The sequence below is a fragment of the Bacillus sp. Cr_A10 genome (assembly GCF_029222665.1).
Taxonomy (GTDB): domain Bacteria; phylum Bacillota; class Bacilli; order Bacillales_A; family Planococcaceae; genus Psychrobacillus.
Window position 1 is genome coordinate 56732 of sequence record NZ_JARHXR010000021.1, and the last position, 22253, is coordinate 78984.

The 22253-nt window shown below is 36.0% G+C and carries 20 protein-coding genes, 3 pseudogenes, 1 riboswitch and 1 other annotated feature; of the genes and pseudogenes, 4 read left to right on the top strand and 19 right to left on the bottom strand.

The window, feature by feature from the left end; genetic code table 11:
• Position 1 precedes the first annotated feature (1 nt).
• From P2Q73_RS18450 to P2Q73_RS18465, 4 genes are all read right to left on the bottom strand, one after another.
• On the bottom strand, positions 2–1153 hold the full coding sequence (locus P2Q73_RS18450; RefSeq protein ID WP_056833225.1) for a DEAD/DEAH box helicase: 1152 nt from the start codon (positions 1151–1153) through the stop codon (positions 2–4).
• Between the two features lie 148 nt (positions 1154–1301).
• Positions 1302–1457: a Fur-regulated basic protein FbpA gene (locus P2Q73_RS18455; protein ID WP_231687507.1), complete on the bottom strand. Its 156-nt coding sequence runs from the start codon at positions 1455–1457 to the stop codon at positions 1302–1304.
• 64 nt (positions 1458–1521) lie between these two features.
• Positions 1522–2094 (bottom strand): VanZ family protein, encoded by a 573-nt coding sequence (locus P2Q73_RS18460; RefSeq protein WP_056833223.1) that lies wholly within the window; start codon positions 2092–2094, stop codon positions 1522–1524.
• Positions 2095–2149: 55 nt separating this feature from the next.
• Positions 2150–2872: an AAA family ATPase gene (locus tag P2Q73_RS18465; RefSeq protein WP_275789873.1), complete on the bottom strand. Its 723-nt coding sequence runs from the start codon at positions 2870–2872 to the stop codon at positions 2150–2152.
• Between the two features lie 49 nt (positions 2873–2921).
• Between P2Q73_RS18465 and P2Q73_RS18470 the strand changes: the two genes are divergently transcribed.
• The 3 genes from P2Q73_RS18470 (at position 2922) to P2Q73_RS18480 (ending at position 5241) form a co-directional block, all read left to right on the top strand.
• The gene (locus P2Q73_RS18470; RefSeq protein WP_275789876.1) at positions 2922–3524 is read left to right on the top strand and encodes a DUF3298 and DUF4163 domain-containing protein; all 603 of its coding nucleotides are present in this window, start codon (positions 2922–2924) and stop codon (positions 3522–3524) included.
• A gap of 46 nt (positions 3525–3570) precedes the next feature.
• Positions 3571–4368 carry a DUF2935 domain-containing protein gene (locus P2Q73_RS18475; protein WP_256363938.1) on the top strand — a complete coding sequence of 266 codons (798 nt, stop codon included), beginning with the start codon at positions 3571–3573 and terminating at the stop codon, positions 4366–4368.
• A 96-nt stretch (positions 4369–4464) separates the two neighbouring features.
• A complete protein-coding gene (locus tag P2Q73_RS18480) occupies positions 4465–5241 on the top strand; it encodes an HAD family hydrolase (RefSeq protein ID WP_275789879.1) in 777 nt (258 codons plus the stop codon).
• A 556-nt stretch (positions 5242–5797) separates the two neighbouring features.
• Here P2Q73_RS18480 and serA read toward each other — a convergent pair.
• Positions 5798–7384, bottom strand: a complete 1587-nt coding sequence (serA, locus tag P2Q73_RS18485; RefSeq protein WP_053591984.1) for a phosphoglycerate dehydrogenase — start codon at positions 7382–7384, stop codon at positions 5798–5800.
• A 109-nt stretch (positions 7385–7493) separates the two neighbouring features.
• Positions 7494–7721: a binding site (T-box leader), on the bottom strand.
• Between the two features lie 381 nt (positions 7722–8102).
• Between serA and P2Q73_RS18490 the strand changes: the two genes are divergently transcribed.
• Positions 8103–9467, top strand: a complete 1365-nt coding sequence (locus P2Q73_RS18490; RefSeq protein ID WP_275789882.1) for an aspartate kinase — start codon at positions 8103–8105, stop codon at positions 9465–9467.
• A gap of 40 nt (positions 9468–9507) precedes the next feature.
• On the opposite strand, the gene P2Q73_RS18495 is transcribed toward P2Q73_RS18490, so the two are convergent.
• The 14 genes and pseudogenes from P2Q73_RS18495 to P2Q73_RS18550 form a co-directional block, all read right to left on the bottom strand.
• Positions 9508–9957 (bottom strand): GNAT family N-acetyltransferase, encoded by a 450-nt coding sequence (locus P2Q73_RS18495; RefSeq protein ID WP_275790091.1) that lies wholly within the window; start codon positions 9955–9957, stop codon positions 9508–9510.
• Between the two features lie 45 nt (positions 9958–10002).
• Positions 10003–10485 (bottom strand): annotated as a pseudogene (locus P2Q73_RS18500) (NUDIX hydrolase); the annotation flags it as partial.
• Between the two features lie 599 nt (positions 10486–11084).
• The gene (locus tag P2Q73_RS18505) at positions 11085–12362 is read right to left on the bottom strand and encodes an MDR family MFS transporter (RefSeq protein WP_056833209.1); all 1278 of its coding nucleotides are present in this window, start codon (positions 12360–12362) and stop codon (positions 11085–11087) included.
• Positions 12363–12521: 159 nt separating this feature from the next.
• Entirely contained in the window at positions 12522–12839 is a 318-nt protein-coding gene (locus P2Q73_RS18510; protein WP_056833207.1) for a YbjQ family protein, read from the bottom strand.
• 77 nt (positions 12840–12916) lie between these two features.
• Entirely contained in the window at positions 12917–13495 is a 579-nt protein-coding gene (locus P2Q73_RS20460) for a methyl-accepting chemotaxis protein (protein ID WP_481747171.1), read from the bottom strand.
• 198 nt (positions 13496–13693) lie between these two features.
• A pseudogene (locus P2Q73_RS20465) lies at positions 13694–14200 on the bottom strand (protoglobin domain-containing protein); the annotation flags it as partial.
• A gap of 161 nt (positions 14201–14361) precedes the next feature.
• On the bottom strand, positions 14362–16119 hold the full coding sequence (locus tag P2Q73_RS18520) for an extracellular catalytic domain type 1 short-chain-length polyhydroxyalkanoate depolymerase (RefSeq protein WP_275789889.1): 1758 nt from the start codon (positions 16117–16119) through the stop codon (positions 14362–14364).
• Between the two features lie 300 nt (positions 16120–16419).
• Entirely contained in the window at positions 16420–17700 is a 1281-nt protein-coding gene (locus P2Q73_RS18525) for a nucleobase:cation symporter-2 family protein (RefSeq protein ID WP_156316839.1), read from the bottom strand.
• Entirely contained in the window at positions 17697–18284 is a 588-nt protein-coding gene (locus tag P2Q73_RS18530) for a xanthine phosphoribosyltransferase (protein WP_275790094.1), read from the bottom strand. The genes P2Q73_RS18525 and P2Q73_RS18530 overlap by 4 nt, the downstream gene beginning before the upstream one ends.
• A 148-nt stretch (positions 18285–18432) precedes the next feature.
• A riboswitch (purine riboswitch) is annotated at positions 18433–18534 on the bottom strand.
• Between the two features lie 91 nt (positions 18535–18625).
• A complete protein-coding gene (locus P2Q73_RS18535) occupies positions 18626–18919 on the bottom strand; it encodes a hypothetical protein (protein ID WP_053591978.1) in 294 nt (97 codons plus the stop codon).
• A gap of 101 nt (positions 18920–19020) precedes the next feature.
• On the bottom strand, positions 19021–19539 hold the full coding sequence (locus P2Q73_RS20470; RefSeq protein WP_481747172.1) for a methyl-accepting chemotaxis protein: 519 nt from the start codon (positions 19537–19539) through the stop codon (positions 19021–19023).
• 15 nt (positions 19540–19554) lie between these two features.
• Positions 19555–19929 (bottom strand): annotated as a pseudogene (locus P2Q73_RS20475) (PAS domain S-box protein); the annotation flags it as partial.
• Positions 19930–19954: 25 nt separating this feature from the next.
• Positions 19955–21043 carry an NAD(P)/FAD-dependent oxidoreductase gene (locus tag P2Q73_RS18545; protein WP_275789896.1) on the bottom strand — a complete coding sequence of 363 codons (1089 nt, stop codon included), beginning with the start codon at positions 21041–21043 and terminating at the stop codon, positions 19955–19957.
• Between the two features lie 2 nt (positions 21044–21045).
• The gene (locus P2Q73_RS18550; RefSeq protein ID WP_275789900.1) at positions 21046–22077 is read right to left on the bottom strand and encodes a S66 family peptidase; all 1032 of its coding nucleotides are present in this window, start codon (positions 22075–22077) and stop codon (positions 21046–21048) included.
• Positions 22078–22253 lie beyond the last annotated feature (176 nt).

Genomic DNA, 22253 nt, shown 5'->3' on the forward strand with positions numbered 1-22253 from the left:
TTTATTTCCCCTTTTTCTGTACTGTTTTCGATGAACCTTCTATTAACTCCCCACGATACCATATTTTCTGAACTGGCTTGCTCGGAAGCTCCTTTGTCCATTTCTTATACGTTTTTTCATCCCCATAAGTTAATAAGGTCAATACTTCTCCATCATTTCCAGCACGTCCAGTACGGCCAGAACGATGCAAATATTGTTCTATAGAATGCGGAACATCAACATGAATTACATGTGTTAATCCAGAAATGTCCAGACCTCTAGCAGCAACGTCAGTTGCTATAAGTATATTTACTTTACCATTTTTAAAGTCATCTAATGCTTTTTTTCTTTCCTCTTTTTTCATTTCTGAATGTAGAGAAATAATAGGAGCATCTCTATAAGAGAGCTTTGTATCCTTCATTAAAACTTGATCTAAACTATTTACAAAGGCTAGTCCCTTCATACCTTCTAAGTGAGAAAGCTTTCTTAATAATTCCGTTTTGTCTCGCACTTCCGTTTTGACAAAACTATGAATAACTTCACCCTTTGAAGGAATTTCCTCTGCTGTAACTTGAATGCGGACAGGATTATTCATGATTCTTTCTGCAACTAGTTCAATTTCTTCCGTAATTGTGGCAGATGTAACAACCAGTTGTCTTTCAACAGTTGCATCTATTAACCCCTTAACAGTCGTACGATTTTCTCGACTTAACAACTGGTCTCCTTCGTCTAGTACGATTGTTTTGATTTCATGCATCTTTAATTTTTTTAATTTCACAAGTTCTTGTAAACGTCCAGGTGTTCCAACTACAATTGTTGGCTTCTTTTTAAGTACATCGAGTTGTCTTTGAATATTTGCACCACCAATAAGTTGCGCTACAGTAATATCGGTACCTGCCACCCATTCACGAAATACTTCCACAATCTGCATGCCCAGTTCTTGAGAAGGCACAATGACCAATGCTTGTATGTGCTTCTTTGATGGATCCACCTTTTGCAATATAGGTAGCACATACGCTAATGTTTTTCCTGTTCCAGTTGGAGATTCTGCAACGATATCTGAACCATCAAGCATATGTGGTATTAATTTAGTTTGGATAGGCATTTCAGATACAAAATTAGCCTTTGCCCATTTTTCTTGTAATGTTTCATTTAAATTTTGTAAAAAAGTCAATTTGTTTTCCACCTCATCTGTGTTTGAGACAAGTGTACCACATTTTTCTTCTAGACAATTAGCTATAAATAGCAGAATTGGACGTTTTTCCGAGACCAGCGTCCGTAATAAGAACAGACGAAAAAAAGTGCCGATATTATCGGCACTTTTAGTTATCTTCTTCTGTTATATACTCTTTTGTTAGTTCATACAGATTCAGCTCATATAGTTGTCTTCCATCAATTTTAAATACGCCTTTATTCACTAGATCTTCAATCATATGCTCACGTTTTTCTTCAATTTTAGATTCTTTTGGTATCATCATTTTGTTACGCTCCTTGCATATTGTTTCCGTTATATTTTTACCCAGAAACTAATGATTTCAAACTTTATTCCTTTATTTTTTTAAATGCCAAAGTGACTGTTGGTAATTTCCTGTTGATGATTAAATAAAATAAATAACCAAGTAAGGCACCAAGTGTATTTAACCATAAATCATCTACATCACTACTTCTGTTTTGGGGAAGTTGCATTATTTCAATAAAAAGAGAGACCAATAAACCTATGACTACAGTGTAAGGGAAATCCTCCATTCTTCTAGAAAGAAGGGGAAGGAGAAAACCAATGGGCATGAAAAGAATAATATTCCCAAGAAAATTAATATAAAACGGCTGCCAGAATCCTAAATATTTTATAGCATTATAGGTTTCTTTTATAACCCGAAACAAATCTAAATTTACATTTGTTAGCGAGGGCTGCATCAATCCATACCTTGGAATAATGGTTTGTGAAAACAAACCAATGAGCACTAATACAAGTAGAAATATACCTAACTCGTGGAAACTTTCTTTTAGCTTAAGGCCTCTTTTTCTCCATCGACTAAAACGCCAAACAAAAACAAATGGAAGTGCTACACAGACGAAAAAAAGCATATCATCTAAATAATGAATTATTACGTTCATTTATTTCACTCCCAATACAAGATAGAACGAATTTAAGTCATTTAAAGTTTCATTTTCAATCACCTTCTAATAGTTCTTTCAAAAATTTCTCTCGGTGGTCCAAAAAATATTTTGTTATTTGATAATGATTTGTCATTTCATATTCTATTTCTTCAATCTCTCCATTATCAAAACTAAAGATTGTCGCATTTGGATAGCCTAATATAATAGGTGAATGAGTTGCAATTATGAACTGGCAGTCTTCCTCCGTTACAAGATCATGCATTATTTTTAAGAATGCAAGCTGTCTTTGAGGGGATAGTGCAGCTTCCGGCTCATCTAATAAATAAATAGCTCTACCATTAAATCTATTTAAAAATAAGGACAAAAATGATTCTCCATGAGATTGTTTGTGAAGTGACTTACCACCGTAACTTTGATTGCTACCTGGATGTAGTCTTTCCATCTCATCTATATGCGATGCAAATTGATAAAAAGATTCCGCACGTAGAAAAAAGCCATTTGTGATTTTCGGCATCCATGATAAACGCATGTATTTCCCCAATGCACTTTCCGACGCATCTACTTCATATACATTGTTTCTACTTCCCCCAGCTGTATTGAACTGACAATTATCAGCAATTCCTTCTAATAAAGTAGATTTACCAGTCCCATTTTCACCAACTAAAAAAGTGACGTTATTTTTTAATTCTAATTCTCTTAAATGATTTATAGTCGGAATCGTAAATGGATAGCTTAGTTCTTGATCTCGTAAAATTGTAATTTTCTTCAAAAACATATGTAGTTCCCCCACTCATATAAAATAACAATTGGAAAGGTGGTGAAAAATGGATTTACCTATCCTCATAAAAACAAAATATGTTCAATCACCAAAAGTAAACGTATCTTACCCTATTGTAACGAAATTACCTCATCCTCAGATAGAAAAGAAGATAAATAATGAAATTATTTCTACTTTGAACAAAATGTTGATTGAGGAAGGTTTTTATACTGAGAACTTAGTAGAAATGATCGGTCATTACGAGGTAAAAACGAATGAACGCGGAATTTTAAGTTTATCCTTATTAATTTATTCATATACTGGTGGCGCTCATGGATTAACTATTATTCAATCATTAACTTTTGAAGTGGCAACAGGTAAATTAGTTGAATTAAAGGATTTATTTGAACCAAATAGCCAATACGTAAAGATTTTGTCAGAAATAACCGAAAAGAAAATCGTCGAATGGGAAGTCCCTGTTTTAGAGGAGTTTAAAGAGATTCGTATGGATCAAGATTTTTACCTAGCGGACCACAGTATTGTTATTTATTTTCAAGTTTACGAAATAACACCTTCTGTACATGGCTTTCCATACTTTCCAATCGCCATAAAGGATATAGAGGAAATTATTCTTGCTGGTGGACCTCTTGATAAATTGTTGCAATTCTAGTCATTTAACATCTTTTAGCGCGGTATGAATATTATAAGAAAAAGGAGTGATTTCAGTCAGTTTATTTGTGACAAGATCATTGGATGAGATTCGTTTTTGGTCAAGGATAATGAAAGAGCATGCCTTATTTTTAAGTTTGGGATTCAGTTTCGACGACAAAAAGTTAATTCAAGAAGCACTAGAATTTGTTGCTTTGTTTGAAAAAATCGAAGAAAAACTAAATACCTATTCTTCACAATCCGATCCAGAAGAAATAAGAAGATTTAATATTCAAGTGTATCAGGCAGCTACTGCGATATGGGCTTATAAAAGAAAGGTACTTGGACTAATATTACGTTGTGAAATTAGATCAAATAACTATGCTTTATTAGTGGATCATACAAGCAGAGAAGCAGCTTATTTTGTTAACCGATTAAAAGAGCTTAATGCCGGAAAGCTCGAACCTACACCTGATGACATTATTAAGGAAAATGTTTTCTTCCTTAAAATCATGGCAGATCATTCTAAATTCATTGGCCACCTTTTGGATCCTTCCGAAAGAAAGCTAGTAGACCAAGCACGAGAGTTCAGTCATGATTTTGACCAGCTTGTTTTTCAGGCACTCGATTTAGATTCCATGCGTCCAGAATCAGAAACTCCACCTATATTGGATCAATTTTTGGATCAAAATCGTGTATCTGTTGTATCCCTCAGAGATTTTAAAAAATCAGCAAGAGACCTAATAGAAGCTTGTCGTATAAAAAGCAATATTCATCCCCTTTTGGCAGACCATGTATTCAGAGAGGCAGAAAGATTCCTTCATATTATAGATATGTTTGAAGAAACTCTTATTTCGAACAATTAATTATTTTGATTTGAAATTCTTACGGTAACTCTAATGACAGTCTCCCTTTACTGAGGTAAAGTAAATAGATAAGAAAGTGAAGGGAGTATTTAATAAATGAAGGCTATTTTTTTTGATTTAGATGATACTTTATTATGGGATAAAAAAAGTGTGGAAACCGCTTTTCATAAAACGTGTGAATTTGCAGCTAAGAAAGTTGACATTGATCCAATAGCTTTAGAGCAGGCAGTTCGAGAAGAAGCAGCCAATTTATACGATACATATGAAACACGTCCATTTACACAAATGATTGGAATAAACCCTTTCGAAGGATTATGGGGCACATTCGATGACCCTACGGAAGAGTTCCAAAAGATGAAAGTAATCGTTCCAGTCTATCAGCAGGAAGCTTGGACACAAGGACTATACAAATTAGGCATTGAAGATGAGACGCTTGGAAAAGAATTAGCAGAGTACTTCCCAAAAATGCGAAAAGAAAGTCCTTTTGTTTATGAAGAGACATTTGAAGTTTTAGATCTATTAAAAGATAAATACATTCTTCTATTAATTACAAATGGTTCACCTAGCTTACAAAATACGAAGCTGGAAATTACACCTGAGCTAACCCCTTACTTCGACCACATTATTATATCTGGAGCATTTGGTAAAGGAAAACCAGACCCTTCCATTTTTGAACATGCACTAGAAGTTGCTGGAGTTAATAAGGATGAAGCGTTAATGGTAGGCGATAATTTAATGACCGACATCCTTGGCTCCTCTAAAATAGGTATGAAATCAGTTTGGATTAACAGAGAAGACAAACCACAAAATGAAGAAGTAAAGCCTACTTATACGATTAAAAACTTACATGAGTTATTCACAATCTTAGGATGATAGAATAAAAGCATACTCATGCCAATGAGGGCACTGAAAAACTTACGTATTAAATGACATGATTTTGAACAAAAAATAAGGCACTTGGGCACTTTCTGTTCAATTTTGAATAGAAAGTGCCTTGTTTTGATTTTTTCTCCTGTGCGATTTCATCCGTTTTCCCAATAAGTATATCCAATAGAATGACTTCTTTTAGAAGCAATCTGCGGAATTCTGTCTTATGAGCACTTACCTTTATTTCCTTTAATTTATTTGTAAGCATACAATGGTTGATTTTCGTTTTAGGCGGCGACTCCAGCCGGAATAGCAAATGTTTTCTGCACCGAAAGCGAAGCGGCAGGTGCATGAGCTGAAGACCCTGGACCGAGCGTAGCGAGGGAAGAGGCTGAAGCCATGCCGGCGGAAAGCGTCCGCCTTGAACGGAAATCAATGGGGCACAGACAAAAAGCGAGAATGTGAACGAAATGTCGTTCACATTCTCGCTAAAAGATACTTTGAAAAGTTTTTCAGTACCCTCTATCAATAGCTTTTATTATTAAATTGATTGGTACGTGCATTAAAGATCAATTGTTGTTGCATCTGATATATCTTCTAGTTGTTTCAACTGCTCAATTCCTGTTTCTTCGACATGTTTGTCAATAGAAAGCATCATGATTGCGTCTCCACCCACTTCAGAACGGCCAACCTGCATCGCCGCGATATTGACACCTTCACCAGCTAATAGAGTTCCTACACGACCGATTGCTCCTGGTTGGTCTTTATGACGAATAAATAATAAATGGCCTTCTGGCACTACATCAACGATAAAGTCATCTACTCGTAATATACGTGGTCCTAATCCGTTTAATAACGTTCCTGCCACTTTTCTTGTTGCTGAAGCTGTTTTTACTTCAACCGTGATTAAGCTTGTAAATCCTTTTGCTTTAGTTGTTTTTAATTCATTTACTACAATCCCAATGCGATCAGCATGAAATTTTGCATTTACATCATTGATCGACTCTCCTAGCTTGCTTTTCAAAAGACCCTTTACAGCATTTCGAGATAATGGTCGAACGTCGATATTAGAAAGTTCACCAGAATACGTAATGTTCACTTCTTCAGGAACACCGTCTGTCAAATCGCTTAAGAATGAGCCTAGTTTCTCAACAAGGTTAAAGTATGGCTCTATTTTAGCTAACACATCTTTTGGTACAGATGAAAGGTTAACTGGATTTTTTACTACCCCATCTTTTAAAAAGCTTACAACATCATGTGAAACGTCGATCGCTACGATTTCTTGCGCTTCCACGGTGCTTGCTCCTAAGTGAGGTGTCGCAATAACTTGCGGTAAAGTCAATAATCGATGATCAACAAAAGGTTCTTCCTCGAATACGTCTAGTGCTGCCCCTGCAACTTTACCAGAGACAATCGCATCGTATAATGCATCCTCGTCGATAATTCCGCCTCGTGCACAGTTAACGATCTGTACGCCATCTTTCATTTTTTCAAATGCTTCTTTATTAATTATATGACGTGTTTCTTTTAACAATGGTGTATGCACTGTAATGAAATCTGCAGCTTTAATAACATCTTCAATAGTCCCAAATTGTACTCCTAGTTTTTCCGCTTTTTCTGGAGTTAAGAAAGGGTCATAAGCGATTACATTCATACGTTGCCCTTTTGCGCGAGCAGCAACCTCTGCCCCAATTCTACCTAGGCCTACAACACCTAGTGTTTTATTTTTCACTTCTACCCCAATAAATGATTTGCGATCCCATTTCTGATTTTTCAATGCATGGAACGCTTGTGGGATATTACGTGCAAGTGACATCAACATGGCAATTGTATGCTCCGCAGCAGAGTTTGTGTTTCCGTCTGGAGCATTGACAACAATAATCCCACGTTCAGTAGCTGCAGTTAAATCAATATTATCTACCCCAACACCGGCGCGACCAATAATCTTTAAGTTTGTACCTTTTTCAATAATTTCACGGGTTACTTGAGTTTGGCTACGCACAAGAAGTGCATCGAATTCACCGATTTTTTCTCCAAGTTGCTCTGGAGTCAACTCTGTATCAATTACAATATTAAATCCTTCTGCTTGTCTTAAAGGATAAATACCATCTTCGCTAAGTGGATCACTGATTAAAATATTATAAGCCATTTTTTATATTCTCCTTCTGTTGTATGTGTATTTGTTGTGTTACAAATTTTATCTTGGTTACTATCCCCCTTTATTAAAAGCAAAAAAGCCCTTCCCCCCCTACATAAATGTAAGGGGCGAAGAGCTTGTATAAACTCACGCGGTACCACCCAAATTTACTGCATAATGCAGCATCTTAGTTAAAATGCTTAACGCGCATGACACGAATGAACCTACTATAATTGTTCAGTTCACCAATTCAAGAGTGCTACTCTACAATAGAAATCACTGATTTGCACCATCCATCAGCTCTCTTTAGATTCCAAAAAGTAAAGTTTATCTCCGTCAAAATTGTTTATGTTGTATTAGATTAAACCCATCATACGTTCACTCTTTTCAATTGTCAATATAGTTAAAAAACTTGAAAACGCTATCATTTAAAAACATCTTAAAAAAAGCCTGATTTGGCGCTAATTAATTCAGCAAAAAAAATTATAAAAAAATTTATTATTCGTGTTTTGATTGTTTATAGAACTAATTTTATGTAGTATTACAACTAAATTATACAAATATACGAACTTTATTTATTAATATAATAAAATCATACATCTTAACATAAAATAAATTATACTTTTTGAACCAAATATATTGACGTTTTACCGTATAATTTGTACACTGTATAAAATCATTTGTTTTTTCTAGAAATACAATATAACTTAATAAGTAAGGATATGATGATATGAAAGTTAGTAAATTCGGGGGAACTTCTGTCGCAAGTGCAGAACAGATTAAAAAAGTAGCAACAATCGTCCAGTCAGATCCAACTAGAAAGTTTATAGTTGTGTCAGCACCAGGAAAGCGTTTTGATTCAGATAAAAAAGTTACGGATTTACTTATAGATCTAGCAACAGCAGCTTTAAACGAAAAAGAAGTAGAAGCAAAACTTCAACTTGTATTAGATAGATATAAAGAAATTGCAGCAGGTCTTGGTTTAGAACAACCAATATGCGATGTAATTGAAGAAGATTTACGCCAACGTGTATTATTAGACACCTCGGACGAAGAATTTTTTATAGATAATATGAAAGCTAGTGGAGAAGATAACAATGCAAAGCTTATTTCTACATACTTTACAAGTATTGGACTATCAGCTCAGTATGTCAGTCCTAAAACCGCTGGACTTGTAGTAAATGATTATCCAGAACGTGCATTAGCTCTTCCACAAGCTTATGAAAACTTAAGCAAATTAAGTGATGTCAATGAAATAGTAGTATTCCCAGGATTCTTTGGATATACAATGGATGGCCAATTACGGACTTTTGATCGTGGGGGATCAGATATTACTGGATCTATTTTAGCTGCGGCTGTTCATGCTGACCTATATGAAAACTTTACGGATGTGGACTCTGTATTTTGTGCAAACCCTAGGGTTGTAAACGACCCAATGGAGATCGAAGAAATCACCTATAGAGAAATGCGTGAACTTTCTTACGCAGGCTTTTCCGTATTCCATGATGAAGCTTTGATGCCTGTTTATAAAGCTGGTATACCTGTTTGCATCAAAAATACGAATAATCCATCTGCTCCAGGGACAAAAATCGTCTCTGTCAGAAAAGGAAAACATCGACCAATTACAGGAATATCTGCAGATAGCGGATTTTCAATATTATACGTAAGTAAGTATTTGATGAACCGAGAAATAGGATTCGGAAGAAAATTACTTCAAATTTTAGAAGAAGAAAACATTTCATATGAGCATACACCGTCTGGATTAGACGATATTTCTGTAATTTTCCGCAGTCATCAGCTAACTTCTGAAAAAGAAACACGGATTATCAAACGTGTAAAAGAAGAACTTCATGCAGAGGATGTCCATTTTCGCCATGAATTTTCTATGATTGTTCTTGTAGGAGAAGGAATGAATAACAATACAGGCCTTGCAGCACGTGCAGCAACTGCTATTTCAAGAACAGGAGCAAACATTGAAATGATTAATCAAGGATCCTCTGAAGTGAGCTTGGCTTTTGGGGTTCATCGAAGTAACGAAAATAAAATTTTACAAGAACTATATAAGGAATTTTTTGCACCAGTTACGATAGGTTAAACAAAAAAAGCATCCTAACACAGTTAGGATGCTTTTCTTATCAAAGAGCCTTCATTCGTTTTATATTAGAAGTTTTAACGTAGTGAACTAGTGTCATCTTATCATTGACTTTCCATCTATCTTCGGTTTGATCATATCCCATCTTTTCATACAGATAGCAGTTTCTTTCCTCCTCTAGAATAGTGTCAAGTTCCCAGCTGTCAGCTTCTGGGTACATAGTTTCTAGTCGATCCATCACTTGTTGGGCAATCCCCTTCCCCTGACAGTCTTCTAGAATATTTATCATATGTAGTCGCATCACTTGTGGGGATTTCTTATATACATGGACACTTCCAACTAACAAATCATCCATATGGATTTTATAGAAGTCTCCAGTCTCTAAACGATCTTTAAATCTTTCAAATGTTTGTAGCACAGGACTTGTTTTATGATCCTCATATTTTTCATAAATAGGTGTGAAAACTTTTTTCTGTAACTCAAATAACTCCAATGCATCTTGTGGTGTTGCCTTCTTTAAGGAAATTTTAGATTGAATAATTTCAAATAAGGCTTTAAGTATAGAATAAGGTATAAATTCTCCGCTTTCGACAAGTTTAAAGATTTCTTCCATAGTAGCCCATTTCGCATTAGCCACTTCCTCATATTGTAGACTTAAATTGTCGATATCCACGTTTTGCTTAACTAGCAGATGATCATCAAAACCTCGCGAAAACTTAATTGTAAATAACACTTCACATTTTTCCACTTGCAAATCAATTCCTAATTCTTCTTTTGTTTCACGTATAGCTGCCATTTTACAAGTTTCCCCAGCAAGGGCAGAACCGGCTGCAGCACAATCCCACATATTGGCCCATCCCTTTTTCCACGGTTGGCGCTGCTGAATTAACAACTCGCCTTCTTCATTCATTATCCAAACATGAACTACTGTATGAAAATCTCCTTCTTGCAACTCCTCGCCTCTTATATGTGATTTTCCAGTTCTCTCTCTTCTTTCATCATAAATATCCCAAACTTCCATTCTCTCACCTTCCCCCTTAAGTTAGATTGAGATAGTATAGCATGCATTCAATAAAGAAGTATATTAGATTATTGACTTTATATGTAATTTATGCTATGATGAAGTTTGTTAACATTTTTGGTAGTGCATAAATCAAGAAATTTGGCATTCTGCTTTATGTGTTTTTGATTATACTTATTCACACTGGAGCGACTAAAGGGTCGCAAGGACGTAAAAGAAGGTAGGGTTTACGTTGCTTAGGTTAGAAGGCAACCAGTGGAACAATTTACCGCGGCATTGAAAGCTGAGGCTTTCATGGAGATTCTTCCCCAATGTATTGGGATGAAAATTAAATTCAAAATTTTATGTGTTACCATATACACAAATCAAGGGGTGTTTTCATTGAAGAAACACTCTTTAGATTGTTAGACATTATCATTCTTCGAAGGTGTACTATCAGACTGACTTGAAAACGTTTGTCAGTCAAGGCGCGCCGTACAAGGCTTAAGCGAATAGAACTTAAGTTCATGAGCTTAAGACGATGTGCAAGCAACGAAGAATGCGAACGTTTTTCAACAGTCTGAAGGGGTGTTCTCAATGAGAACACCCCTTGTCCAATTTTATACACTTATTTCATTTTGTCTTTTGTTATATTCCTTAAATGTTATTAGATAAATAACTCCACTTAAAACTGCTAAAATGGCTAAAATAACAAAAGTCCATGTAAAACCGATCCACGCTACTAATGGGAATACCAATGGTGCAATTGTCCGTCCAATAGTATAACGCAAACTAGCCGCCGCAAAGTATTGACCACGCATGTCTTCTGGTGCCAGTTTAGATACAAAGCTTTCTTGTAATCCTACTGTCATTAATTCTCCTAAAGTGAATACGGCCATTGCAAAAAGGAAAACCCAAAAATTTGCTGTGAGTGGAAAAATCAGCATAGCAACTGCATACATAATAGACGATAAAAAGAATACGCTTTTCTCCGGATATTTCGTCATCCATTTAGTGACGAAAACAGTGAACAGCACAACTAATAATCCATTCTCCGATAAAAGTATACCAAATGAACCTTCTCCAGTGACTGTCCATTCTCTACCAAATAAATTACCGAGCACTTGAACATCAATAGCATCTTTCATATAAACAGGTATCAACATATCTAATTGCATATACGTTTGAGCAAGTAAAATGCCTGCAACGACGAAAAGAAAAAAGACTTTATCCTTAACTATTAAGCCATATGCTTTTATTTGATTGACAACTACTTGTATCCAACTATTATTCCCGCTATCCTTAAGCTGTTCTCGCACTTCTGCAGGGAGCGTTTCCTCTGTTAAAAATCTTATTGCTATTCCAACTAAGATAAATATAATACCAGCTACTAGTAATAAAGCAAATCGATATTGAAAGAATAAAACTGCCCCAACAATAGGTCCTATAACAACAGAAATATTGATGGACGTATAAAAGACTGAAAATACACTACTTCTTGCTTGTTCAGGTACTACATCTGCTACAATCGCCTGACTTGCCGGATGATAGAAAGATCCAGCCATCCCAGCAATCGTAAATGCAATGAAACTAACAATTGGCGAATCCATCCATGGAGAATTAGCAAAAGCAAATAGTATAAACGCTATCCCTTCTACGGTAGCAGACAAGAAAATCATTGTCCTTCTCCCAAATCTATCTGCACAATATCCACCTATTAAGTTGGCACCTACCGAAAAGACCTGTGAAACCACTAGCAATATCCCCGCCATACTCGTTCCAAATTCATCAGCAAAGTAAATTGCTAAGAACGGAAACACCATCCAAAAACTTAAATTACTAAAAAACTCCCCAAATAAACGTACTTTTAAAGCTCGATCCCAATCTCTTATTCTCATCTTCTGTTCCTCACATCTTGTGTCTGATACAATTCTACCATAATATTGAAATAGTAGAAATATTGTTTTATCAATTGCAGTATGGGAATCATTTAGTATAAAAATTAGAAAAGTCGTAAGCTCATAAAAGCTTACGACTCCTTATAAAAACCTCTTTAATTAGTCACGGTATGTAACAGCAGTTCCCGTGGCAACACACATCATCATGCCTTCTCGAATAGTTTCAAAATCAAGATCAACCCCAATAACAGCGTTAGCACCTAGTTGATTTGCAAGAACCTTCATATCTTCCAATGCAATTTTACGACCTTCTGATAATTTATTCTCGTAAGCAGAACTTCTGCCCCCCACAATATCCGTCACAGATGCAAATAGATCACGAACTACGTTTGCACCCATAATTGCTTCTCCACTCACGATGCCATGATACTTTTCGATCGTTTTACCTTCTATTGTATTCGTTGTAGTTACTAACATGTAAATCCCTCCCTTTACTGATTATTTTCATCATACAATATTATTTTTAAAATAGCTTTTTCAAACTGATTTACATGCTAAATTTGCTTAATTGTATTATCTAACAGCTTTGCTGAATCTAAAATTTCGAGAGATGCATTTCCAATCGATTCAACAGCTGTCGTTAAACTATTTATTTCTGTTCCAACCACTTTTGACTCTGCAGCAACTTCTTGTATCATTAATGAAATATTAGAAAAAGCTTGTGCAGTTAGATTACTTTCTGTTAAGCCTAAATTAGCTAATTGTTGAATAACCTGAATTGCATCCACAACGGTTCTTTGTGCCTCATTCGATTCTCCTACAAGTATATCTATTTGTTCCACTGAACTTTTTGTTTGTTCTGCTAGCTTTCGTACTTCCTCTGCTACAACCGCAAAACCCTTTCCATATTCACCAGCTCTTGCAGCTTCAATAGCAGAGTTCAAAGCGAGTAAGTTTGTTTTGTTTGCGATGTCTTTTACAATTTTAACGACATTAAGTATTTCTGTAGAAGACTGATTTAATTTATCGATCATTTTAGACATAGAGGAGGTTTTATCAAATATTTCTTTGGTGTTATTAGTTAATGTATCAATTGTTTGTTTACCCTTTTCAGCAGTACGAATTGTTTCCATAGACGTTTCAATTCCATTCTTGACATCGACCTTCAATGTGTTTGTAGTTCCTATAAGCTCTTCTACGGAAATACTTGTATCAGAAGATTGATATTCTAAAACGCTTACAATGCTCCCTAATGTTTCTTTAATTTTCTCCCTGATTTCTTCCTGTTCTTCCCTTGATTTTTCTGCAGCATATCGATCAAACTCTTCCACAACTAATTGTTGTTCATAGCTTATAATCTTACTAATTGCATCAATAAAAATTCGCTCTTTTTGCTTTGGAAGGTCCTTTAATAAAATTTCCTGTATAAAACTGTTGTGCAAATTGTGGCAAGCAGCTAAATACCATTTTGTTTCTAGTCCAATATGAACATGCATTTTTGCTATTTGCTTTCTTCTAATAATATAATCATCATCTATTATCCCATTAAACCATTCGGCTATGTGGCTTCGTAAAGTTTTTTCTAAACGTACACGTGAGCTATAGGTACTTATTATTTCCACCAACTGAGGATTTTCCATTATGGAATCGTAAAAGTGGCTTACTGCTTGGGGAATATAGTCTTCTAAAGTTAACTTCATTTCATTTAATGATTGAAGTACTTCTTTTGTTAATTTTATTAATTGAAGTTGTCGCAAACTTTCTTTCTCAGTCACGGTCAGTATCCCTACGAGATTTTCCACCGGATGTTCTACTTTTTTTCGTTTAGTTAGAAACATAATCACTTTCCTCTTTTCTATTGAAAATAGTAAAAAAGACTCCCTTTATATTTATGCTAACAAATCCACTATATAATTACAGTGACTTTTATCACAGATTAAATACTTCTTTAGAAACAAAAAAACACGAAGGCAGTATACCTTCGTGTAATATAAATATCCTAATTGCTATTAATAATTAATTTAGGTGCATAATCGGCAGTTTCTCCTCCGTAAAACTCTATGAAATTAGAATTGAACCCCGCTAAAGTGTCAGCCTTTAATCGGAATTGAGTAATACCGTTTAAGTTAATCAGAGATAAACTATTGGCTGGAATATTAATGTCAAAATATTCACCTTCCACAGGTGAGAAACTACTTATATTAGATTGGGTGGCTGAATTGGAGTAATCAAGTTGTTCAATCGTTGAATCACTTCCAAATACCCCAGTTTTAATGTCTAATCGAAGTAATGAAATCGTTCCTTGTTTCGACTTAGGATATAGTCTTATTTTTGCAGATTCTATTGGTTCTGTTAGTGTACTTGTATCGAAGGATAAAATACCTCTATACGTATCCGTATTATACATTCCTTTATCCCCAACTTTAATCGTTGCATTGCTCTTTCCATCTGCAGTGTACTTTCCGACAAATCCATCTTCATTCCCAATGGATGATACAGATGTTTCATTTCCAGGATCATCTCCTGTTTCAATTGTATACGTCTCTGTTTTGACCGATTCGGAGTTATTTTCATTGTCACGACTAAAGAATTTTAAAGTGGTGTTTTCTGTTATTGTAAGCGGTTGCAAATATATAGGCGAGTTAGTAGTTGGTTCAGTTCCATCTGTTGTATAGTAGGTCTTTCCTGGTTTATTAGAAATAAGCTCGACACTTACGGAATTATTGTATTTTCCACCAGGTGGGGTTGCAGTTGTTACAGGATTAGTTACAGGGGGTTTTACGTCAGATTGAAAAAATTCCCACATTATTCTACTAGCATCGGGACCTTGTGGATCCGTATAGCTTCCTTGAGAACTTCCTCCTGACCACGCATGCCCCATATTTTGTATGTTTACTTTTTTCATCCAAATTTTTTCATCCTGTGCCTTGTAATCATATACGGTATAGCTTTTTCCTGATGGTACTTGTAAATTCTGAGTGTTATCAGCTTGATCATCTAGCCATCCTTCTGCTCCAGTTGCTGCTAGGCTATTCGTTACTGCCCATTGAGAAATGACTTGATCTCCGTTTATTTTATTTACTGTGTAGTCAGAAGTACCATGAAATACAATTACCTTCAATGGCTTAGCTCTACTTCCCATTGCGTTATAAGCATCTCTTCCTCTTTGAACCGGACTTGATCCACCACTAGACATCGCTGTAAATGCTTCCGTCATGCTAGTCGCCGCCTTATATTCTAATCCTGCCCCAACTCCTATACCCGAAAAAACATCTGGATAGGTTGCGCCCATAATGACACTCATTGCAGCCCCAGCTGAAAGTCCAGCAACAAATACTTGATCATTCTGAATAGAATAATTCGATTTAATAGATTGCACCATGCCAGCTATCACGCTAGGCTCACCACTTCCGCGATTTTGATGACTTGTTTCAAACCAATTCCAGCACTTATTAGAGTTAGCGCTAGAGTTTTGCTCTGGATAAAGTACTAGAAATCCTTTTTCCTCTGAAAGCGCATTCATTTTTGTCCCTGTTGAAAACTGAGTTGCATCTTGTGTACATCCATGCAACATGACATACAATGGATAACTCTTACTAGAATCATATTGACTCGGCACATACAATTTATAGGTCTTTCCTCCATATGTTCCGGAGATTACCCCTCCTGAAGCTTTTGTCATAGAAGGTAAACCGACCATAGAACTAATTAACACTAGACAGAAAATCACTAACCAAATTCTTTTGAATCTTAACAATAAAACAGCTCCTTTCCTTTAGTTTGACCAATGGTAAGGGATTGGAGTTACAAATTAGTTACAAAATACTTCAAGTTCAAGATGTTGTGTTTTTATCGCTGAAGAAAAGGCGAAGGCGCTACACTTGTTCATAGCTCCTCCATATTCTAAAAATCAATTCAGTAACAGGTTGGCCTTTAGAACCTACTATTTTGATAACACCGTATCCAGGAGCAAAATAGCATGTTTTATTACTCTTGTATCTTCACATATAAAAAATGCCACCTACAAGTAGGCGACATTTCATTTTAAAGACCAATTTTATAGTTTTACTACTTTTTTCGAAGGAAGCATATTGAATAATATATTTAATATAATCGCTGTCATACTTCCAGCTACAATCCCATTACTCGTTAAAATTTGAATGCTTGTTGGAAGTGCTCCAAACAAATCAGGCACTACTGTTACTCCTAAGCCGATTCCAATAGCACATGCAATAATCATAGAGTTTTCTTGAGATTCGGTAATAATCGTGCTTAGCATTTTAATACCTTGCGCTACAATCATTCCAAACATCGCAATCATCGCTCCACCTAATACAGATGTAGGAATAATCGTTGTAAGTGCAGCAATTTTTGGAATAAAACCAAGAGCGATCAACATTCCTCCAGTGATATAAATAACGTTTTTCGTTTTCACACCAGAGATTTGCATTAGTCCAACGTTTTGTGAAAAGGTTGTATATGGGAATGAATTGAAAATACCTCCAAGTAAAACAGCAATTCCCTCTGCGCGATAACCCTTCGTTAAATCTTCTTTTTTGATTTTTTTATCTAGAATATCACCAAGTGCAAAATATACACCTGTAGACTCAACTAAAGAAACGATGGCAACCAAAGTCATCGTAATAATTGGGGACCATTCAAAAGTCGGTGTCCCAAAGTAAAATGGTTGAATCATATGGAAAATATCAGACTCTCTTACCGGGGTGAAATCTACTTTCCCCATAAATGCTCCAGCGACTGTTCCTGCGATAATTCCTAGTAAAATAGAAATAGCTTTAATAAATCCAGTAGCAAATCGATATAACAAGACGATAAAAATTAATGTTCCAAATGCTAACGAAATATTTGGAATGGAACCGAAGTCACTTGCACCTTGTCCTCCACCCATATTATTAATTGCAACAGGGATTAGAGTTATCCCGATAATAGTCACAACAGAACCTGTCACTACTGGCGGGAAGAACTTAACGAGCTTTCCGAAAAAACCGCTTATTACAATTACAACAAGCCCGGAAACAATAATAGCACCGTAAATAGAAGATACCCCGTATTCAGCACCAATAGCGATCATTGGACCCACAGCAGTAAAAGTACATCCTAAGACAACAGGTAATCCTATACCGAAAAACCGATTACTCATTACTTGTAAAATCGTTGCAACTCCGCACATCAAGATATCTACTGCTACTAAATAGGTTAATTGTTCAGAGTTAAGCCCGATTGCTCCCCCGACAATAAGAGGAACAAGTATTGCTCCTGCATACATAGCAAGTAGATGTTGAATGCCTAAAGCGGTATTTTTAATTGCATTATTCATCGCGTTGGTGCCTCCTCAAAAAATTCCACTTTTCCATTAGCTAACGATTTGATATTAGCAAGAGAATCTACTCGAATCCCACGTTCTCGAATAATGCTTCCACCCGTTTGGAAACCTTTTTCAATGACAATTCCAACCCCAGCAGTAGTAGCATTGGCTTGTTCTACAATATCAAGTAAGCCAAGCACTGCTTGTCCATTTGCAAGGAAGTCGTCAATTATCAATACAACATCTTCACTTGATAAGAAGTTTCGTGAAATAGATATATCATTTGTTTCATTTTTCGTGAAAGAATGTACCTTTGACGTGTATAAATTGTCTGAAAGAGTTAAGGATTTACGTTTTCTAGCAAATACAACAGGCACACCAAGAGTCAATCCAGCGAACATGGAAGGTGCAATTCCAGATGATTCTATCGTTACTATTTTAGTAACTCCTGCATCTTTATAACGAGTAGCAAACTCTTCTCCAATTGCTTGCATTAATGCAGGATCAATTTGATGATTTAAGAATGAATCTACTTTTAAGACATTTTCCGATAGAACTTTACCCTCTTGAGCAATCTTGTCCTTTAATAATTTCATGTTATTTGAATTCCCTTCAAGTATATTTTTACTAAATACAAAAAAGCTCGAAGACATTACCCATCCATATTTGGAGTGGAATAATGTCATCCGAGCTTGAAAATTTCGAATGGAAATAAAAGAAATATCGACAAAAAGTCCTACTTCTCTTATTTCATTTTCCACTCATAGTCAGCTTATTTACGGTAAGCCGGTAGAAACTTGCAGGCCTTATTCCTGCGATTATACGAGTAAAATGCTATTAGAATATTTCCCATTATAGCACGAATGTTTTCAATTACAACGAACTTGTAATATATTTAATAATTCATAAAATTATGTAGAAATTTGTCGAATTAAAGTTATAAATTTCTTATTTTTAAAGACTTGAAAGTTTGAATAAATGGATCTGGATCATCTTGAATTTTATAGGAAAATACACCTTGATTGGTATGTAAGTATAAAATCCCCCCACCAAACGAAAAACGCTTATGGGAAACATCATGAACATGCTGAAGCTCGAATTGATGTCGAGCCGACTTAATTCCTTCCATATTCAAACGAAGCTCATATTGGAGCTCTATTTGTTTCTGTTGAAAATAAAAATCTATTTGCCGCTCAATTTCTATATAAACAATTGAATGCTCACTCAACATCCATCCCTCCAATCCCACTATTTAGTGTACCATGTCCGAAAGAAATTATTACAAAAAGATTACTGGTGCCTGGCACCAGTAATCTTTCCGTAATCTATTTGCTAGATGAGTTTGATGAATTGTGCAGTTTGGGTTTCTAGCTTTTCTGATGCTTTGGATATGTCATTGAATTCTTCTAATGCAATTCGAATTTCTTCTTGGCTTTTTTCTATGCTAGCTTGAGACTTCCCATTACTAATTGTTACTTTATCAACTTCTTTTGTTATTCCATCGATATTCTCACGTACCTCAACGATGGATGCTTCCACTCTTGCTGCGAGCTTGCGTACTTCTTGAGCGACTACATTAAATCCTCTTCCGTGTTCACCAGCGCGAGCGGCTTCGATTGCAGCATTCAAAGCTAGTAAATTGGTTTGAGCAGCGATTTCTCTAATTGTTTGAACGATGCCCTTAATAGAGTCTGCTTGCACTTGTAGGTTGTTCAAGGTAACCGTATTTTCACTAGAAACTGCAGCAATTTCATCAATAGTTTCTAATAACTCCTGGCTTCTTTTAATACCTACTTCCGCACGAGTACTTAGCTCTTCGGACATATCATTTAGCTCTTCTGTTACAGCCATAATGGTTTGATGGCGATCAGTTACATTCGTCGCTACTTTTGTAACACCTAACACTTGCCCTCTTTCTCCAAATATCGGCATATAGGTTGCTTCAAACATAACGCTATTACCTGTTGCGTCTTTACGTTCTACTTTGTTTTGAATCGTCTTCCCACCAAATAATTCTTTCCAAAACATTTCATATTCTGGGCTCTTTGAATATGTTGCAAAACAAAAATCGCGGTGGTTCATTTTCATCACTTTTTCTTTAGTATAGCCCAGTTCGTTAGCAAAGTTATCATTTACATAAGCGACATCCCTATTTAAATCAAAACGAATAATCGCTAGGTTTTTTTCTAAAGCATCTACAACCGACATATCATTTACTTCTTCTACGTGAGAATAATTCATCCTTTTTGCCCCATCTCTTTATAATTTAAACTGGTGCGTATGCGGTTAAATCCAATACTGTTTTTTTCCCTAATGCTAACTGAGCTAATTCAGCTCCAACAAATGGCCCTGCAGTCAATCCAGAAGCACCTAATCCATTTGCAAAATAAATAGTCTCATATCCAGGTAACTTCCCAATAACGGGTAGAAACTCTGGTGTATAAGGCCTAAACCCTACGCGCACTTCCTCAATTACTGCAGTCCCCAAAGATTCCGCTATATATGTTGCCTTTTCTAATAACTCTACTTTACCTGCCTCAGTCACACGGACATCGAAACCGGTGTTTTCTTCATATGTGGAACCAGCCACCACTTTTCCACTGTCAAAGGTTAGTAAATATTGGTTCGTCGGAGGAAGAACAACCGGCCAATCTCCCGTTGATTCATTTTCTATCTTAAAATGCATGATTTGGGCTTTTTGAGAGCTCACCTTCATATTAACTCCCAGTGTTGAAGGAACTTCATTTCCCCAAGCACCAGCTGTTAAAATGACTGCATCCGCATCTATTTGATTTCCATCTACTAATAGAACTCCATTAGAAAACTCTGCATTTCCACTAATCACTTGTGCCCCTAGCTTTTGTGCCCCTTGAATTAATGCATCTCGCATAGCTCGCCCATCGACACGGGCTGCTCCTTCCACAAACAACGACGTAAAGTCCTCTGAAATAAGTGGAAACAATGCTCGCGTCTCATCACGAGACAGTATTTTTAACTCGCCGATTTCAGGTGCATCCACTCTTTTTTCCAATGCTCGCTCAAGCATTTTTTGCAGTTTTTTTTCATCATTCTGAAGTGCTATTGCTCCTACCTTTTTATAGCCAGTAGATGTTTCCCCTAATGCTTCCAACTCTCCAACGAGCTGCTTATAATATTTAGCACCATTTTTCACAAGCTCGTACCATTTCTTATTTCTTCGTTGGGAAATCCACGGGCATATAATTCCTGCTGCCGCTTCAGATGCCTGTCCTAAATCATTTCGATCAACGAGAATTACTTTCGCATGATGTTTTGCAAGATGATAGGCAGTGGAAGCACCTAATATCCCACCACCTACTACAATATAAGAAGACACAATTACTCAACTCCACTATCTAAAATAGAAAAAGTTACTCTCTCACAATCTATTTCAGCCATCGCTCCATATGGAAGAATAAATTTCGGTTCCGTATGACCAAAATTTAAATTATAAAGTATTGGTAACTCATTCAAATCTAGTTCCTTCATTATTCTTAATATAGATTCTTTGTATTCCTCATAATATCTCTCATGTTGAGGCTTTGCAAAAACTATTCCTTTTATATTTTGCAAAATTCCTTGCGAGCCATAATTCCTTAGCCAATATTCAATATAAGATGGCTCAGGTAGGTCCTCTGAAGTTTCAAAGAATAGTATACTGTCTTTCCAATACGACTCTTCCGGCCATAGAGAGGTTCCTTTAGCAAACTCTAAAACCTCAATACATCCTCCGATTAATCTTCCTTGCACGACTCCAGAGCCTTGCAGCAATTCATAGCCTTGATTTGGATTCATTTTACGTTGTTTATCTTTGTTTTCTATAAGCCATTCTAATCGTTCACTCGTCCATTCAGGCGCTGCTTTAACTTCTCCGATTACTTCATTTGTGAACAAAGTCTTTTTCACAGCCTCCACCGTATACGCATGCATCTCTACATTTTCAGCAAAGTCTGTCAGTATTGCAGGGCCATAAAATGATGAAATTCCAGCTTTATGACAAAATAAATGAGTTACTGTTGCATCTGAATAACCTATAAAAATCTTCGGGTTATTACGGATGACATCAAAATCAATATAAGGTAATAGTCTGATACTTTCACTCCCACCGATATTAGAAACAATCCCTTTTATGGTAGGATCCTTAAATGCATTCATCAGATCCTCTACTCGTGCTTTTGGATTATCATATAAATACTCCGCACCCTTTAAGCTATTTGGCATAGATACTACTTCTAACCCAAAAACCTTTTCTAATCGTTCGACACCCTGCTCATATCGCCAGTTCAATTCAGGTTCTCCAGCTCCACCCCATGACAAACTAATTGTCGCTACTTTATCCCCAGCTCGAAGCATTTTCGGTTTAATAAGCATGATAAACACTCCCCTTTATTACATTATAATCCAAACCATCCAAGTTGGATGTCTAATTTTATAAATTTTGGGTATAAAGACAATATACATGTATTTCCGTTTGTTGATAAAGACAGTTTTCAAAGGCCTCCCCAGACTGTAAGATCTCATGGTAGGATAAAGCGTTTGTCAACAGT

What these genes read in the sequence shown, in the direction of transcription:
- P2Q73_RS18455 (WP_231687507.1), bottom strand. Translation starts at nt 1,457, where the DNA reads ATGATGATACCAAAAGAATCTAAAATTGAAGAAAAACGTGAGCATATG.
- P2Q73_RS18460 (WP_056833223.1), bottom strand. Translation starts at nt 2,094, where the DNA reads ATGAACGTAATAATTCATTATTTAGATGATATGCTTTTTTTCGTCTGT.
- P2Q73_RS18465 (WP_275789873.1), bottom strand. Translation starts at nt 2,872, where the DNA reads ATGTTTTTGAAGAAAATTACAATTTTACGAGATCAAGAACTAAGCTAT.
- P2Q73_RS18470 (WP_275789876.1), top strand. Translation starts at nt 2,922, where the DNA reads ATGGATTTACCTATCCTCATAAAAACAAAATATGTTCAATCACCAAAA.
- P2Q73_RS18480 (WP_275789879.1), top strand. Translation starts at nt 4,465, where the DNA reads ATGAAGGCTATTTTTTTTGATTTAGATGATACTTTATTATGGGATAAA.
- serA (WP_053591984.1), bottom strand. Translation starts at nt 7,384, where the DNA reads ATGGCTTATAATATTTTAATCAGTGATCCACTTAGCGAAGATGGTATT.
- P2Q73_RS18490 (WP_275789882.1), top strand. Translation starts at nt 8,103, where the DNA reads ATGAAAGTTAGTAAATTCGGGGGAACTTCTGTCGCAAGTGCAGAACAG.
- P2Q73_RS18505 (WP_056833209.1), bottom strand. Translation starts at nt 12,362, where the DNA reads ATGAGAATAAGAGATTGGGATCGAGCTTTAAAAGTACGTTTATTTGGG.
- P2Q73_RS18510 (WP_056833207.1), bottom strand. Translation starts at nt 12,839, where the DNA reads ATGTTAGTAACTACAACGAATACAATAGAAGGTAAAACGATCGAAAAG.
- P2Q73_RS20460 (WP_481747171.1), bottom strand. Translation starts at nt 13,495, where the DNA reads ATGGAAACAATTCGTACTGCTGAAAAGGGTAAACAAACAATTGATACA.
- P2Q73_RS18525 (WP_156316839.1), bottom strand. Translation starts at nt 17,700, where the DNA reads ATGAATAATGCAATTAAAAATACCGCTTTAGGCATTCAACATCTACTT.
- P2Q73_RS18530 (WP_275790094.1), bottom strand. Translation starts at nt 18,284, where the DNA reads ATGAAATTATTAAAGGACAAGATTGCTCAAGAGGGTAAAGTTCTATCG.
- P2Q73_RS18535 (WP_053591978.1), bottom strand. Translation starts at nt 18,919, where the DNA reads ATGTTGAGTGAGCATTCAATTGTTTATATAGAAATTGAGCGGCAAATA.
- P2Q73_RS20470 (WP_481747172.1), bottom strand. Translation starts at nt 19,539, where the DNA reads ATGGCTGTAACAGAAGAGCTAAATGATATGTCCGAAGAGCTAAGTACT.
- P2Q73_RS18550 (WP_275789900.1), bottom strand. Translation starts at nt 22,077, where the DNA reads ATGCTTATTAAACCGAAAATGCTTCGAGCTGGGGATAAAGTAGCGACA.